20 protein-coding genes are annotated in these 20835 nt (G+C 73.5%); 14 read left to right on the top strand and 6 right to left on the bottom strand.

Annotated elements, in window-relative coordinates; translation table 11 throughout:
- The first annotated feature begins 127 nt into the window (after window positions 1–127).
- The 4 genes from AB0J57_RS19575 to AB0J57_RS19560 are packed head-to-tail and all read left to right on the top strand — an operon-like array spanning window position 128 to window position 3238.
- Window positions 128–553, top strand: coding sequence for a hypothetical protein (locus tag AB0J57_RS19575; RefSeq protein WP_366129461.1), 426 nt, complete (start codon window positions 128–130; stop codon window positions 551–553).
- 10 nt (window positions 554–563) lie between these two features.
- Window positions 564–1745, top strand: coding sequence for a sensor domain-containing protein (locus AB0J57_RS19570; RefSeq protein WP_366129460.1), 1182 nt, complete (start codon window positions 564–566; stop codon window positions 1743–1745).
- A gap of 28 nt (window positions 1746–1773) precedes the next feature.
- Window positions 1774–2436, top strand: a complete 663-nt coding sequence (locus AB0J57_RS19565) for a response regulator transcription factor (protein ID WP_366129459.1) — start codon at window positions 1774–1776, stop codon at window positions 2434–2436.
- A 25-nt stretch (window positions 2437–2461) separates the two neighbouring features.
- Window positions 2462–3238 (top strand): TSUP family transporter, encoded by a 777-nt coding sequence (locus AB0J57_RS19560; RefSeq protein WP_366129458.1) that lies wholly within the window; start codon window positions 2462–2464, stop codon window positions 3236–3238.
- An 8-nt stretch (window positions 3239–3246) separates the two neighbouring features.
- On the opposite strand, the gene AB0J57_RS19555 is transcribed toward AB0J57_RS19560, so the two are convergent.
- The 3 genes from AB0J57_RS19555 to soxR all read right to left on the bottom strand — a co-directional run bounded on the left by AB0J57_RS19555 (window position 3247) and on the right by soxR (window position 5305).
- Entirely contained in the window at window positions 3247–3915 is a 669-nt protein-coding gene (locus AB0J57_RS19555) for a class F sortase (protein ID WP_366129457.1), read from the bottom strand.
- A gap of 100 nt (window positions 3916–4015) precedes the next feature.
- Complete coding sequence (locus AB0J57_RS19550; protein ID WP_366129456.1) at window positions 4016–4615, bottom strand: hypothetical protein; 600 nt, start codon at window positions 4613–4615, stop codon at window positions 4016–4018.
- A gap of 234 nt (window positions 4616–4849) precedes the next feature.
- Window positions 4850–5305 carry a redox-sensitive transcriptional activator SoxR gene (gene soxR, locus AB0J57_RS19545; RefSeq protein WP_366129455.1) on the bottom strand — a complete coding sequence of 152 codons (456 nt, stop codon included), beginning with the start codon at window positions 5303–5305 and terminating at the stop codon, window positions 4850–4852.
- A gap of 53 nt (window positions 5306–5358) precedes the next feature.
- On the opposite strand from soxR, the gene AB0J57_RS19540 reads away from it, so the two are divergent.
- From AB0J57_RS19540 to AB0J57_RS19520, 5 genes are read left to right on the top strand one after another with little or no spacing between them, the layout of a single operon-like run.
- Window positions 5359–5958 (top strand): NAD(P)H-dependent oxidoreductase, encoded by a 600-nt coding sequence (locus tag AB0J57_RS19540; protein WP_366129454.1) that lies wholly within the window; start codon window positions 5359–5361, stop codon window positions 5956–5958.
- A 3-nt stretch (window positions 5959–5961) separates the two neighbouring features.
- Entirely contained in the window at window positions 5962–7695 is a 1734-nt protein-coding gene (locus tag AB0J57_RS19535) for an ABC transporter ATP-binding protein (RefSeq protein WP_366129453.1), read from the top strand.
- Window positions 7692–9554: an ABC transporter ATP-binding protein gene (locus AB0J57_RS19530; protein WP_366129452.1), complete on the top strand. Its 1863-nt coding sequence runs from the start codon at window positions 7692–7694 to the stop codon at window positions 9552–9554. Before AB0J57_RS19535 ends, AB0J57_RS19530 begins: the two co-directional genes overlap by 4 nt.
- Window positions 9555–9577: 23 nt before the next feature.
- A complete protein-coding gene (gene cutA, locus AB0J57_RS19525; RefSeq protein ID WP_366129451.1) occupies window positions 9578–9901 on the top strand; it encodes a divalent-cation tolerance protein CutA in 324 nt (107 codons plus the stop codon).
- A complete protein-coding gene (locus tag AB0J57_RS19520) occupies window positions 9898–10341 on the top strand; it encodes a gamma-glutamylcyclotransferase family protein (protein WP_366129450.1) in 444 nt (147 codons plus the stop codon). Before cutA ends, AB0J57_RS19520 begins: the two co-directional genes overlap by 4 nt.
- Here AB0J57_RS19520 and AB0J57_RS19515 read toward each other — a convergent pair.
- The 3 genes from AB0J57_RS19515 to AB0J57_RS19505 form a co-directional block, all read right to left on the bottom strand.
- Complete coding sequence (locus AB0J57_RS19515) at window positions 10271–12376, bottom strand: molybdopterin oxidoreductase family protein (protein WP_366129449.1); 2106 nt, start codon at window positions 12374–12376, stop codon at window positions 10271–10273. The two genes, AB0J57_RS19520 and AB0J57_RS19515, sit on opposite strands and share 71 nt — an antisense overlap.
- A gap of 141 nt (window positions 12377–12517) precedes the next feature.
- Complete coding sequence (locus tag AB0J57_RS19510) at window positions 12518–13186, bottom strand: ElyC/SanA/YdcF family protein (protein ID WP_366129600.1); 669 nt, start codon at window positions 13184–13186, stop codon at window positions 12518–12520.
- 100 nt (window positions 13187–13286) lie between these two features.
- On the bottom strand, window positions 13287–14000 hold the full coding sequence (locus AB0J57_RS19505; RefSeq protein WP_366129448.1) for an aquaporin: 714 nt from the start codon (window positions 13998–14000) through the stop codon (window positions 13287–13289).
- Window positions 14001–14105: 105 nt separating this feature from the next.
- Here AB0J57_RS19505 and AB0J57_RS19500 point away from each other — a divergent pair, with 105 nt between their 5' ends.
- From AB0J57_RS19500 to dnaG, 5 genes are all read left to right on the top strand, one after another.
- Window positions 14106–14813 (top strand): hypothetical protein, encoded by a 708-nt coding sequence (locus AB0J57_RS19500; RefSeq protein WP_366129447.1) that lies wholly within the window; start codon window positions 14106–14108, stop codon window positions 14811–14813.
- A gap of 80 nt (window positions 14814–14893) precedes the next feature.
- Window positions 14894–15787, top strand: coding sequence for a sirohydrochlorin chelatase (locus tag AB0J57_RS19495; RefSeq protein WP_366129446.1), 894 nt, complete (start codon window positions 14894–14896; stop codon window positions 15785–15787).
- 46 nt (window positions 15788–15833) lie between these two features.
- A complete protein-coding gene (locus AB0J57_RS19490) occupies window positions 15834–17138 on the top strand; it encodes a deoxyguanosinetriphosphate triphosphohydrolase (RefSeq protein ID WP_366129599.1) in 1305 nt (434 codons plus the stop codon).
- Window positions 17139–17258: 120 nt separating this feature from the next.
- Window positions 17259–18527 (top strand): FAD-dependent oxidoreductase, encoded by a 1269-nt coding sequence (locus AB0J57_RS19485; protein WP_366129445.1) that lies wholly within the window; start codon window positions 17259–17261, stop codon window positions 18525–18527.
- Window positions 18528–18536: 9 nt separating this feature from the next.
- A complete protein-coding gene (gene dnaG / locus AB0J57_RS19480) occupies window positions 18537–20435 on the top strand; it encodes a DNA primase (protein WP_366129444.1) in 1899 nt (632 codons plus the stop codon).
- Window positions 20436–20835: the final 400 nt, after the last annotated feature.

Raw genomic sequence — 20835 nt, 5'->3', positions numbered from 1 at the left:
TGCGGGGGGTGCGGGGGCGCGTCAACCGAGGCGGGGCGGTCACCCGTGCGGGGGTGGGGCAAACCGAACCCCGGATCTCCGTGCGGGCACCATGGTCCGCCGCGCGGCCGTTCGGGAGCCTTGAGCCATGGAAGCCGTCACTCTCGTGCTCACCGAGCCGTTCCGCGCGGCCACCTGGAAGCGGGTGGCCTATCTGCTGCTGGCCCTGCCCGCCGGGTTGCTGTGCATACCGCACCTCGCGGCCGCGCGGCTGCTCGGCGTGGACCTCGGCCGCCGCCCGGCCCCGTGGCGCCTCGTCCTCCACGCGCTGCTGGCCACGCCGCTGAACCTGGCCGCCGTGGTCGTCACCGTCTACGGCTGGTCGCTGGTGCCCATGAACCTGGGCTGGCCGCTGCGCGCCGGCGACCCGGCCCAGGCGTGGGGCGGGCCGACCTTCGCCGGGGCGTGGGCGTTCCACGCCGTGGTGGGCGGGGTGGGCTTCCTGCTGCTGATGCCGTGGATAGGCCGGGGGCTCACCGGCCTCCAGGGGCGGCTCGCGGCACGGCTGCTCTAGGTTCGGGCCCATGGTGCGCCCCTTTGTGTACGCGTCCGCGTACGCGCTCGTGTACGCGATCGTCGGCTTCCCGCTCGCGGTGACCGGCTTCGTCCTCGTCCTCGCCGGACTGCTGCTGGGCGGCGTCCTGTCGGTGACCGCGCTCGGCCCGTGGGTCCTCGCCCTGACCGTGCGCGGCGCCCTCGGGCTCGGCGCGGTGCAGCGGCGTCTCGCGCGGGTGCTGCTGGACGTGTGCGTCGAGGCGCCCGCGCGGCGCGCCGGGCCGGAGCCCGGGGCCTTCGGGTGGCGGCGGGCCGTGCTGGGCGACCGGGCCGGGTGGCGGGCCGTCGGCTGCGCCCTGGCCGCGCCGCTGACGGCCGCGCTGCCGCTGGTGGCGGTCCTGGTGGGCTATGTGTACGGGGCGCTGTTCGTGCTGGGCCCGCTCGTCGGCGCGGGCGAGGCGCGGGTGGTGACCGTGCTGGGCGGGCTCGCGCTGCTGGCCCTGGCGCCCTGGCTCGTCCGGCGGTCCCTGGCGCCGCACCGGGCGCTGCTCGCCGCCCTGCTCGCCGAGGACCCGGCGGCCCGGCGCATCCGGGCGCTGGAGGAGACCCGGGCGCAGGCCGTCGAGGACGCGGCGGCCACCCTGCGGCGCATCGAGCGCGACCTGCACGACGGCACCCAGGCGCGGCTGGTGGGCCTCGGTATGCACCTCACGCTGATCCGGGAGCTGATCACCGCGGGCGCCGACGAGGAGCGGCTCCTCCGGGTCGTCGACACCGCGCGGGGCAACGCCACGCAGGCCGTCGCCGAGCTGCGTGCCGTCGTCAAGGGCATCCACCCGCCCGTGCTGGACCAGGGCCTGGACGCGGCGCTGGCCACGCTCGCCGCCGACGCGCCGCTGCCGGTCGCCGTCACGGTGGACCTGGCGCGGCGGCCGTCCCCGGCGCTGGAGTCGCTGGTGTACTTCTGCGCCGCCGAGCTCCTCGCCAACGCGGTCAAGCACAGCGGGGCGAGCGCCGTCACCGTGGACGTACGGGGCACGGGCGGGGAGCTGTCGCTGGCCGTGTCCGACGACGGCCGGGGCGGCGCGGTGCCGGGGGCGGGCAGCGGGCTGACGGGCCTGCTGGGCCGCGTGCGCACCGTCGACGGGGCGCTGACCTGCGACAGCCCGCCGGGAGGCCCTACGGTGGTGACCGTCGCCATCCCGTACTGACCGGATGTTGCTGATCGGACGCTACTGATTGGACGCTCGCGTGCGTGTCGTCATCGCCGAGGACTCCGCCATCCTGCGCGAAGGCATGGTGCAGTTGCTGGAGCTGCGAGGGGTGGAGGTGTGCGCGGCCGTCGGTGACGCCGACGCGCTGCTCGCGGCGGTGGCCGAACACCGGCCGGACGTCGCGGTCGTCGACATCCGGCTGCCGCCGACGCAGACGGACGAGGGGCTGCGCGCCGCTGTCGCCCTGCGCGGCACCGCGCCCGCGCCGGGCGTGCTGATCTTCTCCCAGTACGTGGAGACGAGGTACGCCGCCCAGCTCCTGGGGGGAGGAGGCGCGGGCGTGGGCTACCTGCTGAAGGAACGGGTCGTCGACATCGGCGAGTTCGTCTCGGCCCTGGAGCGGGTCGCGGCCGGGGGCACCGCCCTCGACCCCGAGGTCGTCGCCCAGCTCTTCGGGGCGGCGCGCCGCGCCTCGGCCCTGGACGGGCTGACGCCGCGTGAGCGGGAGGTGCTGGCGCTGATGGCGGAGGGGCGCACCAACCGGTCGATCGCTGAGCGGTTCACGGTCACGGAGCGGGCGGTCGAGAAGCACGTCGCCAACATCTTCACCAAGCTGGACCTGCCGGCGGGGGAGGGCGGCCACCGCCGGGTCCTGGCAGTGCTGCGCTACCTGGACGCACACGCGTGAACGGTCGCCGCATAGGCTCGCCGTCATGCCCGACATATCGCTGACCACCCTGGTCTTCCTCTGTGCGGCCGCTCTGGTGGCGGGCTGGATCGATGCCGTGGTGGGCGGCGGCGGGCTGCTGCTCCTGCCCGCGCTGCTGCTGGGCCTCCCGCACGTCCCGGCCGCCCACATCCTCGGCACCAACAAGGCGGTGGCCATCGTGGGGACGACGGGCGCCGCCGTGACGTACGTACGCAAGGCGCCGGTGCGGGTGAGGACAGCGGTGCGGATCGGGCTCGCGGCGCTGGCCGGGTCCATGGGCGGGGCGTTCTTCGCGGCCGGGATCAGCAGTGACGTGCTGCGGCCGGTCATCATGGTGGTGCTGCTCGGCGTGGCGGCGTTCGTGATGCTGCGGCCGTCCTTCGGCACGGCGGAGGGCAAGGGCCCGGCGACCCGGGCGCGCGTCGTCACGGCGATCGTCCTCGTCGGCGGTGGGATCGGCTTCTACGACGGGCTGTTCGGCCCCGGAACCGGCACGTTCCTCGTTCTGGCGCTGACCGCCGTGCTCCACCTGGACCTGGTGACGGCCTCCGCCACGGCCAAGATCGTGAACGTGTGCACCAACGCGGGGGCGCTCGCGATGTTCGCGTACCAGGGGACGGTGCTGTGGCAGCTCGCGGCGCTGATGGCTGTGTTCAACCTGGCGGGCGGGATGTTCGGGGCGCGGATGGCGCTGCGCAAGGGGGCGGAGTTCGTCCGGGGCGTGCTGCTGGTGGTGGTCTTCTCGCTGGTGGCGAAGCTCGCGTTCGACCAGTGGGCCTGACGGTCCCTTCACCGCACCCCGATGAGGTGGGCGTACGCGACGACGTTGCCCTGGTAGCCGGTCTTCTCGTCGAACGGCCCGCCGCAGGTGATCACCCGTAGCTCGGCGCGGTCGGCGGGCCCGTAGACCTTCCGGTCGGGGAAGTCCTCGTTCTCGTACACCTCGATGGCGTCGATCGTGAAGACGGCGGTGCGGCCGTCGCGGCGGGTGACCTCGATGCGGTGGCCCTTCTTGAGGGCGCCGAGCGCGTAGAAGACGGCGGGGCCGTCCGCGTTGTCGACGTGCCCGGCGATGATGGCGGTGCCCTTGGCGCCGGGCGGGGTGCCGTCCTTGTACCAGCCGGCGATGTTGGGGTTCCCGGCGGGCGGGACGTCCAGGCTGCGGTCCGGGGCGAGGCCCAGGCGCATCACCGGGGCGTCGACGCCGATCTCGGGGATGCGGATGCGCACCGGGGCGGACGCGGGCAGGGGGTCGGCGGCCGCGTCGGTGTGCTGGTGGGGTCCGGCGGCGAACGCCTCGGCCGCGGTGGGGACGGGCGGGGTCAGGTCGCCGGAGCCGTTCTGGATCAGCCAGAGGCCGACGCAGGCGGCGATCGCTATGCCCCAGCCCTTGCCCTTCTCCCTGCCCTTCTCCTTCCCCTCGCCTTCGCCCCTTCTCGTGGTGCCGTCGTCGGTCATGGCTGCCCTCGCGGGGGTATGGGGCTCCCCGCCCGCGCCGCGGCCTCGGGGACACACGCGGCGGGGGCGGGGAGCGGGCGGGGGACGGGGACGGACCCCGTCAACTGCCCTGCGCGCCGCTCGCCCGGCGGCGCAGGAGCCACACCCCGCCGGCGGCGGACGCGGCCAGCACTGCCGCTCCCGCCGCGATCTGGGTGGTGTCGGGGCCGACGCTGCCGCCCACCCCGGTCTTCACATGGCCGCTGGGGACGTGGCCGCCCTGGTCGTGCCTGCCCTGGTCGTGTCCGCCGGAGCTGTGCCCGCCCGAGTCGTGGCCGCCCGAGCTGTGGCCGCCGCCGTGCTTGACGACCAGGTCGCCGGTGGCCGTCTTGCCGTTGTCGCAGGCCACGGAGATGGCGTAGGTACCGGGCTTGGTGTGGGCGGGGACCCGGAACTGCCCCACCACGACCTCCTTGTGGGTGCCCGGCGACAGCTTGAACTCGCCCGCGCCGAGGGACTCCGCGTCACCGATGCCGTGGCCCTTCTTGCCGCAGGCGGTGGTGTTGACCGTGACGGTCTCGCCCGGCTCGGCGGGCGACGGGTACACCTCCAGCTTCCCGAAGTCACCGGCATGGGCGGCGTACGCGGCCGGCGAGGCGAGGGCGCCGAGCGAGACGACCGCCAGCGCGGTACCGGTCAGCAGGCGGGCAGTGGTGTGCATGGGGTCCTCCGGGCCGCCGGGGGCGGCGTGTGACAGGCGGGTGTCCTGTCTCCGAGGTAAGGCTCCGCCCGGCCCGCCCGCCTGCTGATGCACCATCAGATTGCGCCGTCCGGGTCGGCGTGCCGCCCTGGACGTCCTGTATCACCGCAGGTCAGTGCGGGTACGCTCGGCCCGCCCGGCGCGCCGCCCCGAACGGGTGACGCCCCGCCACCGGCGGCACCCGGCGCGGCTGCGTCAGGTCTCGACCAGGCGGCGCGGCCCCGGGCCGTGGGAGGCGAGCTCGTCGCCCGGGTTGGAGAGCGCGCAGCGGCTCAGCGACAGGCAGCCGCAGCCGATGCACTCCGTCAGGCTGTCGCGCAGCCGCTCCAGGGTCCTGATCCGCTTGTCCAGGTCCTCGCGCCAGCACTCGGAGATGCGCGCCCAGTCCTCGGGCGTCGGCGTGCGGTCCTCCGGCAGCAGCCCGAGCACCTCACGGATCGTGGCCAGCGGGATGCCCAGCTTCTGCGAGGTGCGGATGAAGGCGACGCGGCGGAGTGTGTCACGGCTGTAGCGGCGCTGATTGCCGGACGTACGGCGGCTCTTGATCAGCCCCTCGCGTTCGTAGAACCGCAGCGCGGAGGGGGCGACACCGCTGCGTTCGGCCAGCTCACCGATGGTTGCTTCCTTGGCGTTCCAGGCGAGTTGCGTCATGTGCGCAAGAGTAGCTTGACCTCAAGTTTGGTTGAGGTACCAAGGTCTTCCCCATGGAGATCACCAAGAGCTCGCCGCTCTCGCTCGCCGTCATCGTCGGAAGCAACCGCGAAGGCCGCTTCGGCGCCGTCATCGCCGACTGGTTCCTGGCCAACGCCGCCCAGCACACCGACTTCACCGTCGACGTCATCGACCTCGCCGACCCCGCCAACGACCTGCCCACCGCCCTCTCCTACGACCCCGCCCCCGCCGTTCGCGACAAGCTCGCCGGCCTCAGCCCCAGGCTGGCCGCTGCCGACGCCTTCGTCGTCCTCACCCCCGAGTACAACCACTCCTTCCCCGCCCCCATCAAGAACCTCATCGACTGGCACTACACCGAATGGCAGGCCAAGCCCGTCGGCTTCGTCTCCTACGGCGGCATGTCCGGCGGCCTGCGCGCCGTCGAGCAACTGCGCCAGGTCTTCGCCGAGATGCACGCCGTGACCGTCCGCGACACCGTCTCCTTCCACAACGCCCACGGCCACTTCGACGACGAGGGCCGCCACAAGGACCCCACCGCCCCCGACGCCGCCGCCAAGACGATGCTCGACCAGCTCGCCTGGTGGGGCCACGCCCTGCGGAACGCCAAGTCCCTCCACCCGTACGGCGGATGAGCCATGCTGCTGCGCCTGCTCCGCGCCCACCTGCGCCCTTACCGGCGGACGATCGCGCTGATCGTCCTGCTCCAGCTCGTCCAGTCCCTCGCCACCCTCTACCTGCCCACCCTCAACGCCGACATCGTCAACAACGGCGTGCTGCGCGGCGACACCGGCCACATCCTGTCCACCGGCGGCCTGATGCTCGCCGTCACCCTGCTCCAGGTCTTCGCCGCCGCCACCGCCGTGTACTTCAGCGCCCGCGTCGCCATGGGCATCGGCCGTGACCTGCGCGCCGCCGTCTTCCGCCGCGTACAGGACTTCTCCGTACGGGAGATGGGGCGCTTCGGCGCCGCCTCCCTGATCACCCGCACCACCAACGACGTGACCCAGGTGCAGACCCTGGCGGTGCTCGCCCTGACCATGCTGGTCGCCGCGCCGCTGATGTGCCTCGGCGGCATCGTCATGGCCGTCGGGCAGGACGTGCCGCTGGCGCTGCTGATCCTCGTGTTCGTCCCGCTCCTCGCCGGGGCCGTAGGCCTCATCATGCGCCGCCTGCCCCCGCTGTTCCGGGGGATGCAGGAGCGCGTCGACCAGGTCAACCGGATCGTGCGGGAGCAGATCACCGGCATCCGCGTCGTCCGCGCCTTCGTCCGTGACCGCCACGAGCAGTACCGGTTCGCCGGCGCCAACGCCGAGCTGCTGACCGTCGCGCTGCGCTCCGGGCGCCTGATGGCGCTGATGTTCCCGACCGTCCTGCTCGTCTGGGAGGGCGCCACCGTCGCCATCATCTGGTTCGGCGGGCTCCGGCTGGACTCCGGCTCGCTCCAGGCCGGTTCGCTGATCGCGTTCCTCAGCTACCTGATGCAGATCCTGATGGCCGTGATGATGACGATGTTCCTGATGATGCAGACGCCGCGCGCCGAGGTCAGCGCCGAACGCATCCAGGAGGTCCTCGACACCGAACCGTCCGTCGCCCCGCCCACCGCGCCCGTCCACGCCCTGCACGGCCCCGGCCACCTCGACATCCGCGCCGCCGGCTTCCGTTACCCCGGCGCCGAGGAACCCGTCCTCCGCGCCGTCGACCTCACCGCCCGCCCCGGCCGCACCACCGCCGTCATCGGCTCCACCGGCAGCGGCAAGACGACCCTGCTCAACCTGGTGCCCCGGCTGTTCGACGCGACCGGCGGCGAGGTCCGCGTCGGCGGCACCGACGTCCGCGACCTGGACCCCGGCCTGCTGGCCCGCACCGTCGGACTCGTACCGCAGAAGCCGTACCTCTTCTCCGGGACCGTCGCGACGAACCTGCGGTACGGGAACCCCGACGCCACCGACGAGGAGCTGTGGCACGCGCTGGAGGTGGCCCAGGCCGCCGACTTCGTACGCGGACTGGAGGACGGCCTGGACGCCCCGGTCTCCCAGGGCGGCACCAATCTCTCCGGCGGCCAGCGCCAGCGCCTGGCCATCGCCCGCGTCCTCGCCGCCCGGCCGGACATCTACCTGTTCGACGACTCCTTCTCCGCACTCGACTACGCCACGGACGCCCGGCTGCGCGCCGCCCTCGCCGAGGAGACCGCCGGCGCGACCGTCGTCATCGTCGCCCAGCGCGTCTCCACCATCCGCGACGCCGACCGGATCGTCGTCCTCGACCAGGGCCGGGTCGTCGGCACCGGCACCCACGAGGAACTCATGCGGGACAACCACACCTACCGGGAGATCGTCCTCTCCCAGCTCACCGAGGAGGAAGCCGCATGAGCACGCCGAGCACGCCGCAGGGCCGACGCACCCCCGAGCGCCGTGGACCCGCCGTCCAGCAAAGAGGCCCCGGCCTGGCCACCCCGTCCCTCGAACGTTCCCTGGACTTCCGCCGCTCCGCCCTCCGGCTCCTCGGCACCCTGGCCCCCGACCGCCACCGGGTCCTCGGCGTCCTCGCCGCCGCCACCGCTTCCGTCGCCCTGGCCGTCACCTCGCCCTGGATCCTCGGCCACGCCACCGACCTCGTCGTCACCGGGGCGGCGAGCCCCGCCGGCGTCGACTTCCGGGCCGTCGCCCAGGCACTCGCCCTCGCCCTCGGCGTGGTCGCGGTTGCCGCCGCCCTCACCTGGGTGCAACTGCGGCTCGCGATGACCGTCGTCCAGCGCGCCGGGCACCGGCTGCGCGAGCGGGCCCAGGCGAAACTGGCGAGGCTGCCGCTCGCGTACTTCGACAAGCAGCCGCGCGGCGAGATCCTCAGCCGCGCCACGAACGACATCGACAACATCACCCAGACCATGCAGCAGGCCTTCGGCCAGATGGTGCGGGCGCTGCTCACCATCGTGGGCGTCCTGGCGATGATGTTCTGGATATCGCCGCTGCTCGCGCTGATCGCCCTGGCGACCATCCCCGTCTCGGTGGTCGTCGCCACCCTCATCGGCAAGCGCGCCCAGCCGCAGTTCGTCGAGCAGTGGTCCGTGACCGGCAAGCTCAACGCCCACGTCGAAGAGATGTACAGCGGCCACGCCGAGGTCCTCGTCTTCGGCCGCAAGCAGCAGGCGATCGACGCCTTCGACGAGCTGGGCGAGCGGCTGTACGCGGCGGGCTTCCGCGCGCAGGTCGTCTCCGGGCTGATCCAGCCCGCGATGACCTTCGTCGGTCACCTCAACTACGTGCTGATCGCGGTGGTCGGCGGGCTGCGCGTGGCGTCCGGGACGCTGTCGATCGGCGACGTCCAGGCCTTCGTCCAGTACTCGTACGAGTTCAGCGGCCCGGTCAACCAGGTCGCGGCCATGGCCAACCTCCTCCAGTCGGGCGTGGCCTCCGCCGAGCGGGTCTTCGACCTGCTGGACGCGGAGGAGGAGACCCAGGGCACGGCCGGCCCGGTCCGGGTACGGAAGCGGGAGGGCCGGGTCTCCTTCGAGAACGTCGCCTTCCGCTACGAGCCCGCCAAGCCCCTGATCGAGGACCTGACCCTGACGGTCGAGCCCGGCCAGACGGTCGCCATCGTCGGCCCGACCGGCGCCGGCAAGACCACGCTCGTCAACCTGCTGATGCGGTTCTACGAGACGACCGGCGGCCGCATCCTGCTCGACGGCGTCGACGTGTCCACGATGTCCAGGGACGAACTGCGCTCCGGGATCGGCATGGTCCTCCAGGACACCTGGCTCTTCGGCGGCACCATCGCCGACAACATCGCGTACGGCGTGCCGGGCGAGGTGCCGCGCGAGCGGATCGTCGAGGCGGCCATGGCCACCCACGCCGACCGGTTCATCCGTACGCTCCCCGACGGCTACGACACGCTGATCGAGGACGGCGGGGAGGGACTCAGCGCCGGCGAGAAGCAACTCCTCACCATCGCCCGCGCGTTCCTCACCGAACCGTCGATCCTCGTCCTCGACGAGGCCACCAGCTCCGTCGACACCCGCACCGAGGTGCTGATCCAGCGGGCCATGTCGTCCCTCAGGGAAGGGCGGACCAGCTTCGTGATCGCGCACCGGCTCTCCACCATCCGGGACGCGGACGTCATCCTGGTGATGGAGGCGGGCCGGATCGTCGAGCAGGGCACGCACGACGAGCTGCTGGCGGCCGGAGGTGCGTACGCTCGGTTGTACGCGGCGCAGTTCGCCGCCGTGGCGTGACGACGACAGGCGGAGGAGAGACCGTGACCCTGGCCCTGACCGTACTGACCACGACCGACAGCGCCGAGAAGGCCCAGGAGCTGGCCCGTGGCGCGGTGGAGGCGCGGCTCGCCGCCTGCGCGCAGGTCGCCGGGCCGGTCACCTCCGTCTACCACTGGCAGAACGCCATCGAGACGAGCCAGGAGTGGCAGGTGTTCTTCAAGACGACGGAGGCCTGCTACGACACGCTGGCGGAGTACATCGCCGCGAAGCACGACTACGACACGCCCGAGATCCTCGCCCTGCCGGTGGTGCGGGGCAGCGCGGACTACCTGGCGTGGATGCAGCGGGAGACGGCGGCCCGATGAACGAGCCGGTCGAGGAACTGCCCTTCTTCGTGTACGGGACGCTCCGCCCGGGCGAGTACAACCACGACCGGTTCCTCCGTGGCCGTACGGCCGCCGAGGAACCCGCCCGCCTGACAGGTGCCCTGCTGTACGACGGGCCCGGGTACCCCTACCTGGTCCGGGGCGCGGGCCAGGTGGCGGGCGAACTGATCAGCGCGGCGCCCGGCCGGTACGAGGCGCTCGTCGCCGTACTGGACCGCCTGGAGCACGGGTACGAGCGGCAGGTGTGCGAGGTGGTGCGCACCCGGGACGGGGCGAGCGTCCGGGCGTGGGTGTACGTCGCCGCGTCCGCCGTGCGGCTCGGTGAGCCGATAGCCGGCGGGGACTGGCTCAGTCGCCGGCCGCTCCGGGACGCACGGCTTCCGGACGCACCGCTTCCAGGCGCACCGCGCACACCTTGAACTCGGGCATCCGGGACGTCGGGTCGAGCGCCGGGTTGGTGAGCGTGTTCGCCCGGCCCTCCCCCGCCCAGTGGAACGGCATGAACACCGTGTCCGGCCGGATGCCCGTGGTGATCCGCGCCGGTGCCACGGCCCGCCCGCGCCGCGACACCACCGCGACCGGCTCGCCCTCGGCGACGCCCAGCCGCTCGGCCAGCCGGGGGTGCAGCTCCACGAACGGCCCGGGCGCGGCGGCGTTCAGCTCCGCGACGCGCCGGGTCTGGGCGCCCGACTGGTACTGGGACACGACCCGCCCGGTCGTCAGCACCACCGGGTACTCCTCGTCCGTCTCCTCGCCCGCCGCCCGGTGCGTCACGGGCACGAACCGCGCCCGCCCGTCCGGCGTCGCGAACCGCTCCAGGAACAGCCGGGGCGTGCCGGGGTGGTCCGGCTCGGGGCACGGCCAGAACACGCCGTCCTCCTCCGCGATGCGGCGGTAGCTGATGCCCGCGTAGTCGGCGGGCCCGCCGGCCGAGGCGCGGCGCAGCTCGTCGAAGACCTCCTCCGGGTCGGTGGGGAAGCCCTTCTCCCACCCGAGCAGCCCGGCGAGCGCGTTCATCACCTCCAGGTCGCTGCGCACGCCCTCGGGCGGGTCGACGGCCCGGCGGCGCAGCAGGACGCGGCCTTCGAGGTTGGTGAGGGTGCCGGTCTCCTCCGCCCACTGGGTGACGGGCAGGACGACGTCGGCGAGCGCGGCGGTCTCGGACAGCACCACGTCCGCCACGGCCAGGAACTCCAGGGACTCGATCCGCTCCTGGATGTGCGCCGCGCGCGGCGCCGACACGACCGGGTTGGACCCCATGAGCAGCAGCGCCTTGATGTCGGTGCCCAGCGCGTCGAGCAGCTCGTACGCGCTGCGCCCCGGCGCGGGCAGCGTGTCGGGGTCCACGCCCCACACACCGGCGACGTGGGCGCGGGCGGCGGGGTCGTCGAGCTTGCGGTAGCCGGGGAGCTGGTCGGCCTTCTGGCCGTGCTCGCGTCCGCCCTGCCCGTTGCCCTGCCCGGTCAGGCAGCCGTACCCGGACAGGGGGCGGCCGGCGCGGCCGGTGGCCAGGCACAGGTTGATCCAGGCGCCGACGGTGTCGGTCCCCTTGGACTGCTGCTCGGGCCCGCGGGCGGTCAGCACCATCGACTCGGGCGCGTCGCAGAACATCGCCACGGCCTCCCGGAGCTGCGGCACCGGTACGCCGGTGATGCGCTCGACGAGCGTGGGCCAGTGGGACATCGCGGCGGCGCGGGCGTCGGCCCAGCCCGTCGTACGGCTCGCGATGAACGCCTCGTCCGTCCGCCCCTCCGCCACGACCAGGTGCAGCAGCCCGAGGGCGAGCGCCAGGTCGGTGCCGGGGCGGGGCGCGAGGTGCAGGTCGGCCTGCTCGGCGGTCCGGGTGCGGCGGGGGTCGACGACAATGAGCTTGCCGCCGTTCTCCTTCAGCTCGGTGAGGTAGCGGAGGGCCGGGGGCATCGTCTCCGCCAGGTTCGACCCGACGAGGATCACGCAGCCGGTGCGGGGGATGTCCTCCAGCGGGAAGGGCAGTCCCCGGTCGAGCCCGAAGGCCCGCTGGTGCGCGGCGGCGGCGGACGACATGCAGAACCGGCCGTTGTAGTCGATCTGCGAGGTCCCCAGGACCAGCCGGGCGAACTTGCCGAGCGTGTACGCCTTCTCGTTGGTCAGCCCGCCGCCCCCGAACACCCCGACGGCGTCGGCCCCGTGCTTCTCCCTGGTGCCGCGCAGCCCGTCGGCGACGGCACGCAGGGCCTCCTCCCAGGAGGCGGGTTCGAGCTTGCCTGTGGCGGGGCGTCGGACCAGGGGCCCGTCCAGCCGGACCCGGGAGGAGAGCACTGCGGGTGCGGTACGTCCCTTACCGCACAGGGCGCCCCGGTTCACGGGGAAGTCCGTGCGCTCCACCACCTCGACGCCGTTCCCGGCGGGCTTGAGGTTCATCCCGCACTGAAGGGCGCAGTACGGGCAGTGCGTGGGGGTGGTGGCGGTGAGCATGCCCCCGAGCATGCGACGCGCGTGTTACGCCCACCGACACGCCGCATTACATGCCCGGTACGGCCGGCTCCGTCCGTGCCCGCCTGACCGGTGAGGCGCCGGTCAGGCGTACGGGCGGTTCAGCGCGGCCGCCGGGCCCGGTCAGCGCCCCAGCGCCTCGGCCACGCCGGTCTCCTCGCGGCCCAGGAACGTCGGGTCCGGTTCCACCGCCGCGTCGAGGGCCGCCTTGCCCGCCGCGACGAGTTCCCGGACCGCGCCGTAGTACCAGACCGAGTCCCGGGGCTCGTCGACCCCGACGCCGTACGTGTCGATGCCCGCCTCCTGGCAGAGCGCGACCGCCCGGCGGATGTGGAAGCCCTGGGTCACCAGGACGGCCCGGTCGACGCCGAAGATCTTCTTGGCGCGGACGCACGAGTCCCAGGTGTCGAAGCCCGCGTAGTCGCTGACGATCCGCCCGTCCGGTACGCCCCGCTCCCGCAGGTACGCGCGCATGGCGTCCGGCTCGTCGTACTCGACGCGGCCGTTGTCCCCGGTGACGAGGAGGACCTTCACCTTGCCGTCCCGGTACAGCGCGGCGGCGGTGTCGAGCCGGTGCGCCAGGTACGGCGTCGGGCGCCCCTTCCACAGGCCGGCCCCGAAGACGACGGCCACGTCCTGCGCGGGCACGTCCGCCGTCGTGCGCAGCCGGCTGTCGGAGACGGCGTGCATCCAGGTCGCGGGCGCCAGTGCCAGGACGCACCCCAGCATGACGCCCTGTACCAGCCGCCGCTGCCCGCGCCGGCTCACCGGCCACCTCAGCCGCGACCGTATGGAGCGAACCGCCGCCGACCGAACCCCCGCCGACCGAACCCTCTGTCGGAATCCCACACCCCACCTCCGCCTCTTCCGACGCCGGAACGGCCCGCCCGGTTCACTGGGCCAGGTGTGATCTCGACGGCGGCCGCCCGCCGTACAGGAGCGTGGCGAGCCCTGCCCCCAGCAGGCCGCCGAGCAGTTGGGCGGCGATGAAGCCCGGCATCGAGGCGGGCGCGATGCCGGTGAACGAGTCGGTCAGCGAGCGCCCCACCGTCGCGGCCGGGTTCGCGAACGAACCGGACGAGGTGAACCAGATCGCGGCCGCGATGTACGCGGCGACCGCCAGCGGCGCGAGCTGGGCGCGCCCGATGCGGTCCAGGCCCTGGACGAGGAGCACCAGACCGGCGGTGGCCACGGTCTCGCCGAGCAGCAGGTGGGCGTCGGAGCGGAGCTGCGTGGACCAACTGCCGGGCGCCTGCCCGAACATGGCCCCGGCGAGCAGGGCGCCCGCGACCGCCCCGGCCAACTGGGCGGTGATGTAGAGGCCGACCTCCCGGCCGGTCAGGCCGTCCCGGCGGCTGCGTCCGGTCCACCACACGGAGAGGGTGACGACCGGGTTGAGGTGGGCGCCGGAGACCGGCGCGAACAGGGCGATGAGCAGGCCGAGCCCGATCGCCGAGGCCAGCGAGTTGGCCAGGAGCTGTACCCCGACGTCATGACTGAGACCGGTGGCCTGGATGCCCGAACCGATGATGACGGCCACCAGGGCCCCGGTACCGACGAGTTCCGCGCAGGCGCGGCGTGGCAGCTCCCTCTGCGTACCACCCATGAAACCCCCACTTCCTTTCTGCGGAAAACTGATTCCGCGTTTCGAAAAGAAGATAGCGGGTAAAAGAGATCGTTCTCTGCGGTACGCCCTGGCACGATGTCCCGCGTGACCAGATCCGGCCCCTGGGCCCGCGCGGCCGCCCGCAACAACGCCGAGTGGTGCGACGCCCTCTGCCGTGCCCACGGCCTCGGTGCCGGCACCTTCGGCGGCCGCGCCTGGACACACCCGCGCCGTACGCCGCCGTACTACCCGGACGCGGTCACCCTCGCCCCGGAAGCCTCGGCCGAGCAGGTCCTGGACGGCATCGACCGGAGCGCGCCCGGCTGCTCGGTCAAGGACAGCTTCGCCGCCCTCGACCTCACCGGACACGGCTTCGAGCCGCTCTTCGACGCCCAGTGGATCCACCGCCCCGCCGACGCGCCCGCCCCGCCACTCGCGGGCGCCGCCCCCTGGGAGCCCGTCCGGACCGCCGCCGGCCTCGCCGCCTGGGAGACCGCCTGGAGCGGCGGGGCACCCATGGACCTGTTCCGCCCCGCCCTCCTGACCGACCCGGCCACCACCGTCCTCGCGGGCCGCGCCCCGGACGGCCGCATCGTCGCCGGGGCGGTCGTCAGCCACAGCGCCGACCCCGGCGTCGTGGGCGTGTCCAACGTCTTCGGCGCCGACCCCTGGCCCGGCTGCCTCGCCGCCGTCACGCGCCTGTGGCCCGGCACCCCGGCCGTCGGCTACGAGCACGGTGACGACCTGACCGCCGCGCTCCACCACGGCTTCACGGCGACCGGCACCCTCCGCGTCTGGGTCTCCCGCGTCTGAGCCCCTCCACGTGAGCCGGTGGAAAACACCCGTCACCCCCACGCAACGACACGGCAACACCCGCCCGCCACCATCGGTGCATGACGGAGCCGGCCGATCCCCACGAGCCCCAGCCCCTCGACACCACCGCCCAGATGCTCACCCGCATCACCGCGCAGCTCGGCACCCAGCTCACCCATCTCCACCTCAACGGAACGCGCAGGCCCATGAGCACACCCCACCTGCCCACCCTCGTCGCCGTCGCCCACGGCAGCCGTGACCCCCGCGCCCTGACCACCGTGAACGCCCTGCTCGACCGAGTCCGGGAACTACGGCCGGGCCTCCCGGTACGGCTCGGTCACATCGAACTGAACGCCCCCCTGCTCACCGACACCCTGGCCGGTCTCGACGGCGGCGACGCCGTCCTCGTACCCCTCCTCCTCAGCCGCGGCTACCACGTCAAGCACGACCTGCCCGGCGCCGCCGCCACCGCACCCCACCTGCGCGTGCGCGTCGCCGCCCCGCTCGGCCCCCACCCCCTGCTCGTCGAAGCGCTCCACGACCGGCTCACCGAAGCGGGCTGGCCCACCGCGCCCGGCACCGGCCGCCGCTCCGGCATCCGCGGCACCGGCGTCGTGCTCGCCGCCGCCGGGTCCCGCGACCCCGACTCCGCCGCCGACACCCGCCGCACCGCCGCGCTGCTCAGCGAGCGCCTCGGCGGCGTACCCGTCCTCCCCGCGTACGCCTCCGCCGCCTCGCCCACCGTCCCCGAGGCCGTCCGCGCCCTCGCCGCCCGCGGCCGCCACCGGATAGCCGTCGCGTCCTACTTCACCGCCCCCGGCCTGTTCGCCACCCGCAGCGCCGCCGCCGCGCCCTGGATCGCCGCCGCGCCCCTCGGCCCGCACCCCGCCCTCGCCCGGCTCGTCCTCCACCGCTACGACCAGGCCCTCACCCGCCCCTGCGTCCCCCCTTCCTCCCAACTGGTCTCCGTCTGACCGGTTCACCGTCAGTCCCTGCGGTTACCTTCAGTGCATGAACGGCATGGACGGCATTGACGGCACGAACGGTATGAACGGCACATACGACGCGACGGCCACCGCGCGCTGGGCCGCCGAGCCCGACAAACGACCGGGCCGCACCGCGTTCCAGCGGGACCGCGCACGGGTGCTGCACTCCAGCGCGCTGCGCCGCCTGGCCGGCAAGACCCAGGTCGTCACGCCCGGCTCCCGCAGCCATGCCTGGGACCCCAGCCCCCGCACCCGGCTCACCCACTCCCTGGAGTGCGCCCAGGTCGGCCGCGAGCTGGGCGCCGCCCTCGGCTGCGACCCCGACCTCGTCGAGGCCGCCTGCCTCTCGCACGACATGGGCCACCCGCCCTTCGGGCACAACGGCGAACAGGCCCTGAACGACTTCGCCAAGGACTGCGGCGGCTTCGAGGGCAACGCCCAGTCGCTGCGCCTGCTCACCCGCATCGAACCCAAGCGGTTCATCCCCGACGAGGCGACCGGCGAGCTCGTCAGCGTCGGCCTCAACCTCACCCGCGCCGCCCTCGACGCCGCCACCAAGTACCCCTGGCCACGCGGCGCCCACCCCACCGACCCCGACTCGCCCAAGTTCGGGGTGTACGAGGACGACCTCCCCGTCTTCGCCTGGGTGCGGCAGGGCGCCCCCGGGCACCGCCAGTGCTTCGAGGCCCAGGTCATGGACTGGTCCGACGACGTGGCCTACTCGGTGCACGACTTCGAGGACGGCCTGCACGCCGGGCACATCGACCCCAACCTGCTGCTCGCCGAACCCGAGCGCGCCGACATCTGGCGCGTCGCCATCGGGCGGTACGTGCCCGCCGGCACCGACCCGCAGGAGCTCGCCGACGCCCTCGACCGGCTGATGGAGCAGGAGTGGTGGCCGCACGGCTACGACGGCACCGCCATCGCCCAGGCCCGCCTCAAGGACGCCACCAGCCAGCTCATCGGCCGCTTCTGCCTCGCCGCCGAGGCCGCCACCCGCCAGGCCCACGGCACAGGCCGCCTCACCCGGTACGCCGCCGAGCTCGTCGTACCGCGCGAGACCCGCAACGAGTGCGCGGTGCTCAAGGCCGTCGCCGACCGGTACGTCATGCAGCGCGCCGAGCAGGAGGCGCTCCGGGCCGACCAGCGCATCGTGCTCGCCGAGCTGGCCGAGGCGCTGACCGCCCGCGCGCCCGAGGGCCTGGACCCCCAGTTCCGCGCCCTGTTCGACACGGCACCCGACGACCGGGCCCGCAAGCGGGTGATCGTCGACCAGATCGCCTCGCTCACCGACGCCTCGGCCCGCACCCTGCACGCCCGCCTGACCAGCCGCCGCTGAACACCTTCCCGGTGCCGCAGGTCCTCTTCCGACATCACGCTCCGTACGGGACGCTGCTGGGGGACGGCGGCGTAGCGTGGCAATCCCGGAACCGCTCCCGGAACCACCAGGAGGCAACAAGTGGTCGACGCAGATCAGACCTTCGTCATCGTCGGCGGGGGACTGGCCGGGGCCAAGGCGGCGGAGACACTCCGCTCCGAAGGTTTCACCGGCCGCGTGATCCTCATCGGTGACGAGGTCGACCCGCCCTACGAACGCCCACCCCTGTCCAAGGGCTACCTCACCGGCAAGGAACCGCGCGAGAAGGCGTTCGTCCACGAGTCCGGCTGGTACGCGGAGAAGGACATCGAGCTGCACCTCGGCCAGCCCGTCACCGCCGTCGACCGCACCGCCCGGACGGTACGCCTCGGCGACGGCACCACCATCGGCTACGACAAACTGCTGCTGGCCACCGGCGCCGAGCCGCGCCGGCTCGACATCCCCGGCACCGACCTCGCCGGCGTCCACCACCTGCGCCGCCTCCCCAACGCCGACCTGCTCCAGGGCACCCTCGCCGCACTCGGCCGCGACAACGGCCACCTGGTGATCGCCGGAGCCGGCTGGATCGGCCTGGAGGTCGCCGCCGCCGCGCGGGGATACGGCGCCGAGGTCACCGTCGTCGAACCGGACCCCACCCCCCTGTACCGGGTCATCGGCCCCGAGCTGGGCCAGCTCTTCACCGACCTGCACGCCGAGCGCGGGGTCCGCTTCCGCTTCGGCACCCGCCTCACCGAGATCGTGGGCCAGGACGGCATGGTGCTGGCCGCCCGCACCGAGGACGGCGAGGAGCACCCCGCCCACGCCGTGCTGGTCGCGGTCGGCGCCGCCCCCTGCACCGCCCTCGCCGAGAACGCCGGGCTCGCCCTGGTCGACCGCGCCCACGGCGGCGGCATCGCCGTCGACGCCTCGCTGCGCACCTCCGACCCGGACATCTACGCCGCCGGTGACGTGGCCGCCGCCGAGCACCCCCTCCTGCACACCCGGCTGCGCGTCGAACACTGGGCCAACGCCCTCAACGGCGGCCCCGCCGCCGCCCGCGCCATGCTCGGCCAGGACGTCTCCTACGACCGCGTCCCGTACTTCTACTCCGACCAGTACGACCTCGGCATGGAGTACAGCGGCTGGGCGCCGCCCGGCTCCTACGACCAGGTCGTGCTCCGCGGCGACGTGGGCAAGCGGGAGTTCATCGCCTTCTGGCTGAAGGAGCGCCGCGTGCTCGCCGGGATGAACGTGAATGTGTGGGACGTCACACCCGGCATCCAGGACCTCGTCCGTTCCCGTACGCCCGTGGACCCCGAGGCCCTCGCCGACCCCGCGACACCGCTCGGTGATGTCCTGCCCCACCCGTAGAATTCGTGCGTGGCAGGCGGCAGGATCAACGATGACGACGTGAAGGCGGTACGGGACGCGGTCCCGATCGACGCCGTCGTGTCCGAGTACCTCCAGCTCCGCAGCGCCGGCGGCGGCAACCTCAAGGGCCTGTGCCCCTTCCACGACGAGAAGTCCCCCTCCTTCCAGGTCAGCCCCAGCAAGGGTCTCTTCCACTGCTTCGGCTGCCAGGAAGGCGGGGACACCATCGCCTTCGTGATGAAGATCGACCACCTCTCCTTCTCGGAGACGGTCGAGCGCCTCGCCGCCAAGGCGGGCATCACCCTGCGCTACGAGGAGGGCGGGTACAACCCCGGCCACCAGCGCGGCGAGCGGATCCGGCTGATCGAGGCCCACAAGGCGGCCGCCCAGTTCTACGTCGAGCAGTTGGACAGCGCCGAGGCCGAGATCGGGCGCAAGTTCCTCGCCGAGCGCGGCTTCGACCAGGCCGCCGCCCAGCACTTCGGCGTCGGCTACAGCCCGGCCGGCTGGGACCACCTCACCCGCTACCTGCGCGGCAAGGGCTTCACCGACAAGGAGCTGCTCGTCTCCGGGCTCGCCCAGGAGTCGCGCCGCAACCCCATCGACCGCTTCCGCGGCCGCCTGATGTGGCCGATCCGGGACGTCGGCGGCGACGTCGTCGGCTTCGGCGCGCGCAAGCTCCGCGACGACGACAACGGGCCCAAGTACCTCAACACGCCCGAGACGCCCATCTACAAGAAGTCCCAGGTGCTGTACGGCATCGACCTGGCCAAGAAGGACATCGCCAAGTCCAGCCGGGCCGTGGTCGTCGAGGGCTACACCGACGTCATGGCCTGCCACCTCGCCGGGGTCACCACCGCCATCGCCACCTGCGGCACCGCCTTCGGCGGCGACCACATCAAGATCCTCCGCCGGCTGCTGATGGACAACGGCTCGGCCCGCGTCATCTTCACCTTCGACGGCGACGCGGCAGGCCAGAAGGCCGCGTTGCGCGCCTTCGAGGACGACCAGAAGTTCGCCGCCGAGACGTACATCGCCATCGCCCCGGACGGCATGGACCCCTGCGAGCTGCGCCTCGCCAAGGGCGACGAGGCGGTCGCCGACCTCGTCGAGCCCCGTACCCCGCTCTTCGAGTTCGCGCTGCGGCAGATCGTCGGCCGGTACGACCTGGAGACCCCGGCCGGCCGCGCCGCCGCCCTCGACGAGGCCGCGCCGATCGTCGCCCGCATCAAGAACGTCGCCTCGCAGCACGAGGTCGCCGTCCAGCTCGCCGGGATGCTCGGCATCCTCGACACCCAGTTCGTCGTCAAGCGCGTCGCCCAGCTCGCCCGCTGGGCCCGCGACCGCGGCGGCCGGGGCCCGGCGCCGGCGCCCACCCGCCACGCGCCCGTGGTGCAGGCCCCGGCCGCGCCCTCCGGCCCCGCGCTCAACCTGCGCAGCCCCGCCCACCGCACCGAGCGGGAACTGCTCAAGCTCGCCCTCCAGTACCCGGCCCTCGTCTCGCCCGCCTTCGACGCGTACGGCATCGACGAGTTCACCGCCCCGCCCTACGCCGCCGTGCGGCAGGCCATCGCGGACGCGGGCGGCGCCGAGCAGGGCGTGGCCGACGCCACGGACTACCTCGCCCGGGTCCGGGACGCCGCCCCCAACGACACGGTGCGCGCGCTGGTCACCGAGCTGGCCGTGGAGGCCATCCACGCCCGCGTGGTCGACGAGACGTACGCGGGCACGCAGTTGGTCTCCGTCCGCCTCCGCGCGGTCGACCGCCGCGTCCGCGACGTCCAGGGCACCCTCGCCCGCCTCGGCTCCCACGGCGACCCCGACCACCTGGCCGCCGTCCAGAACGAGCTCTGGGTCCTCCAGCAGTACGCCCAGTCCCTCCGCAACCAGGGAGCGGCAGCGCTCTAGCCCCCCGGCGCCGTCGAGTCACCGATCGGTCGCGCTGCATCTCCCGGGGGCAACCCCCGGACCCCCGGGCGGGATGGTGTCGGCCCGTCGCCGATCGGTCGCGCTGCATCTCCCGGGGGGCAACCCCTGGATCCCCGGGCGGGATGGTGTCGGCCCGTCGCCGATCGGTCGCGCTGCATCTCCCGGGGGCAACCCCCGGACCCCCGGCGGGATCGTGTCCGCACGTCACCGATCGGTCGCGCTGCATCTCCCGGGGGGCAACCCCCGGACCCCCGGGCGGGATCGTGTCCGCACGTCACCGATCGGTCGCAAAAAGTGGTCGCACGCCCCTACTGGCGGTGATGTGTCGTACCCCACACTGGGGGCGGTGGGCACGGCCGCCGCCGTCCCGCTGCCGCAC

The organism is Streptomyces sp. NPDC049837 (genome assembly GCF_040674455.1).
GTDB lineage: Bacteria > Actinomycetota > Actinomycetes > Streptomycetales > Streptomycetaceae > Streptomyces.
Note: the sequence above shows the minus strand (reverse complement) of the source record. Positions and strands in the feature narration are given on the sequence as shown.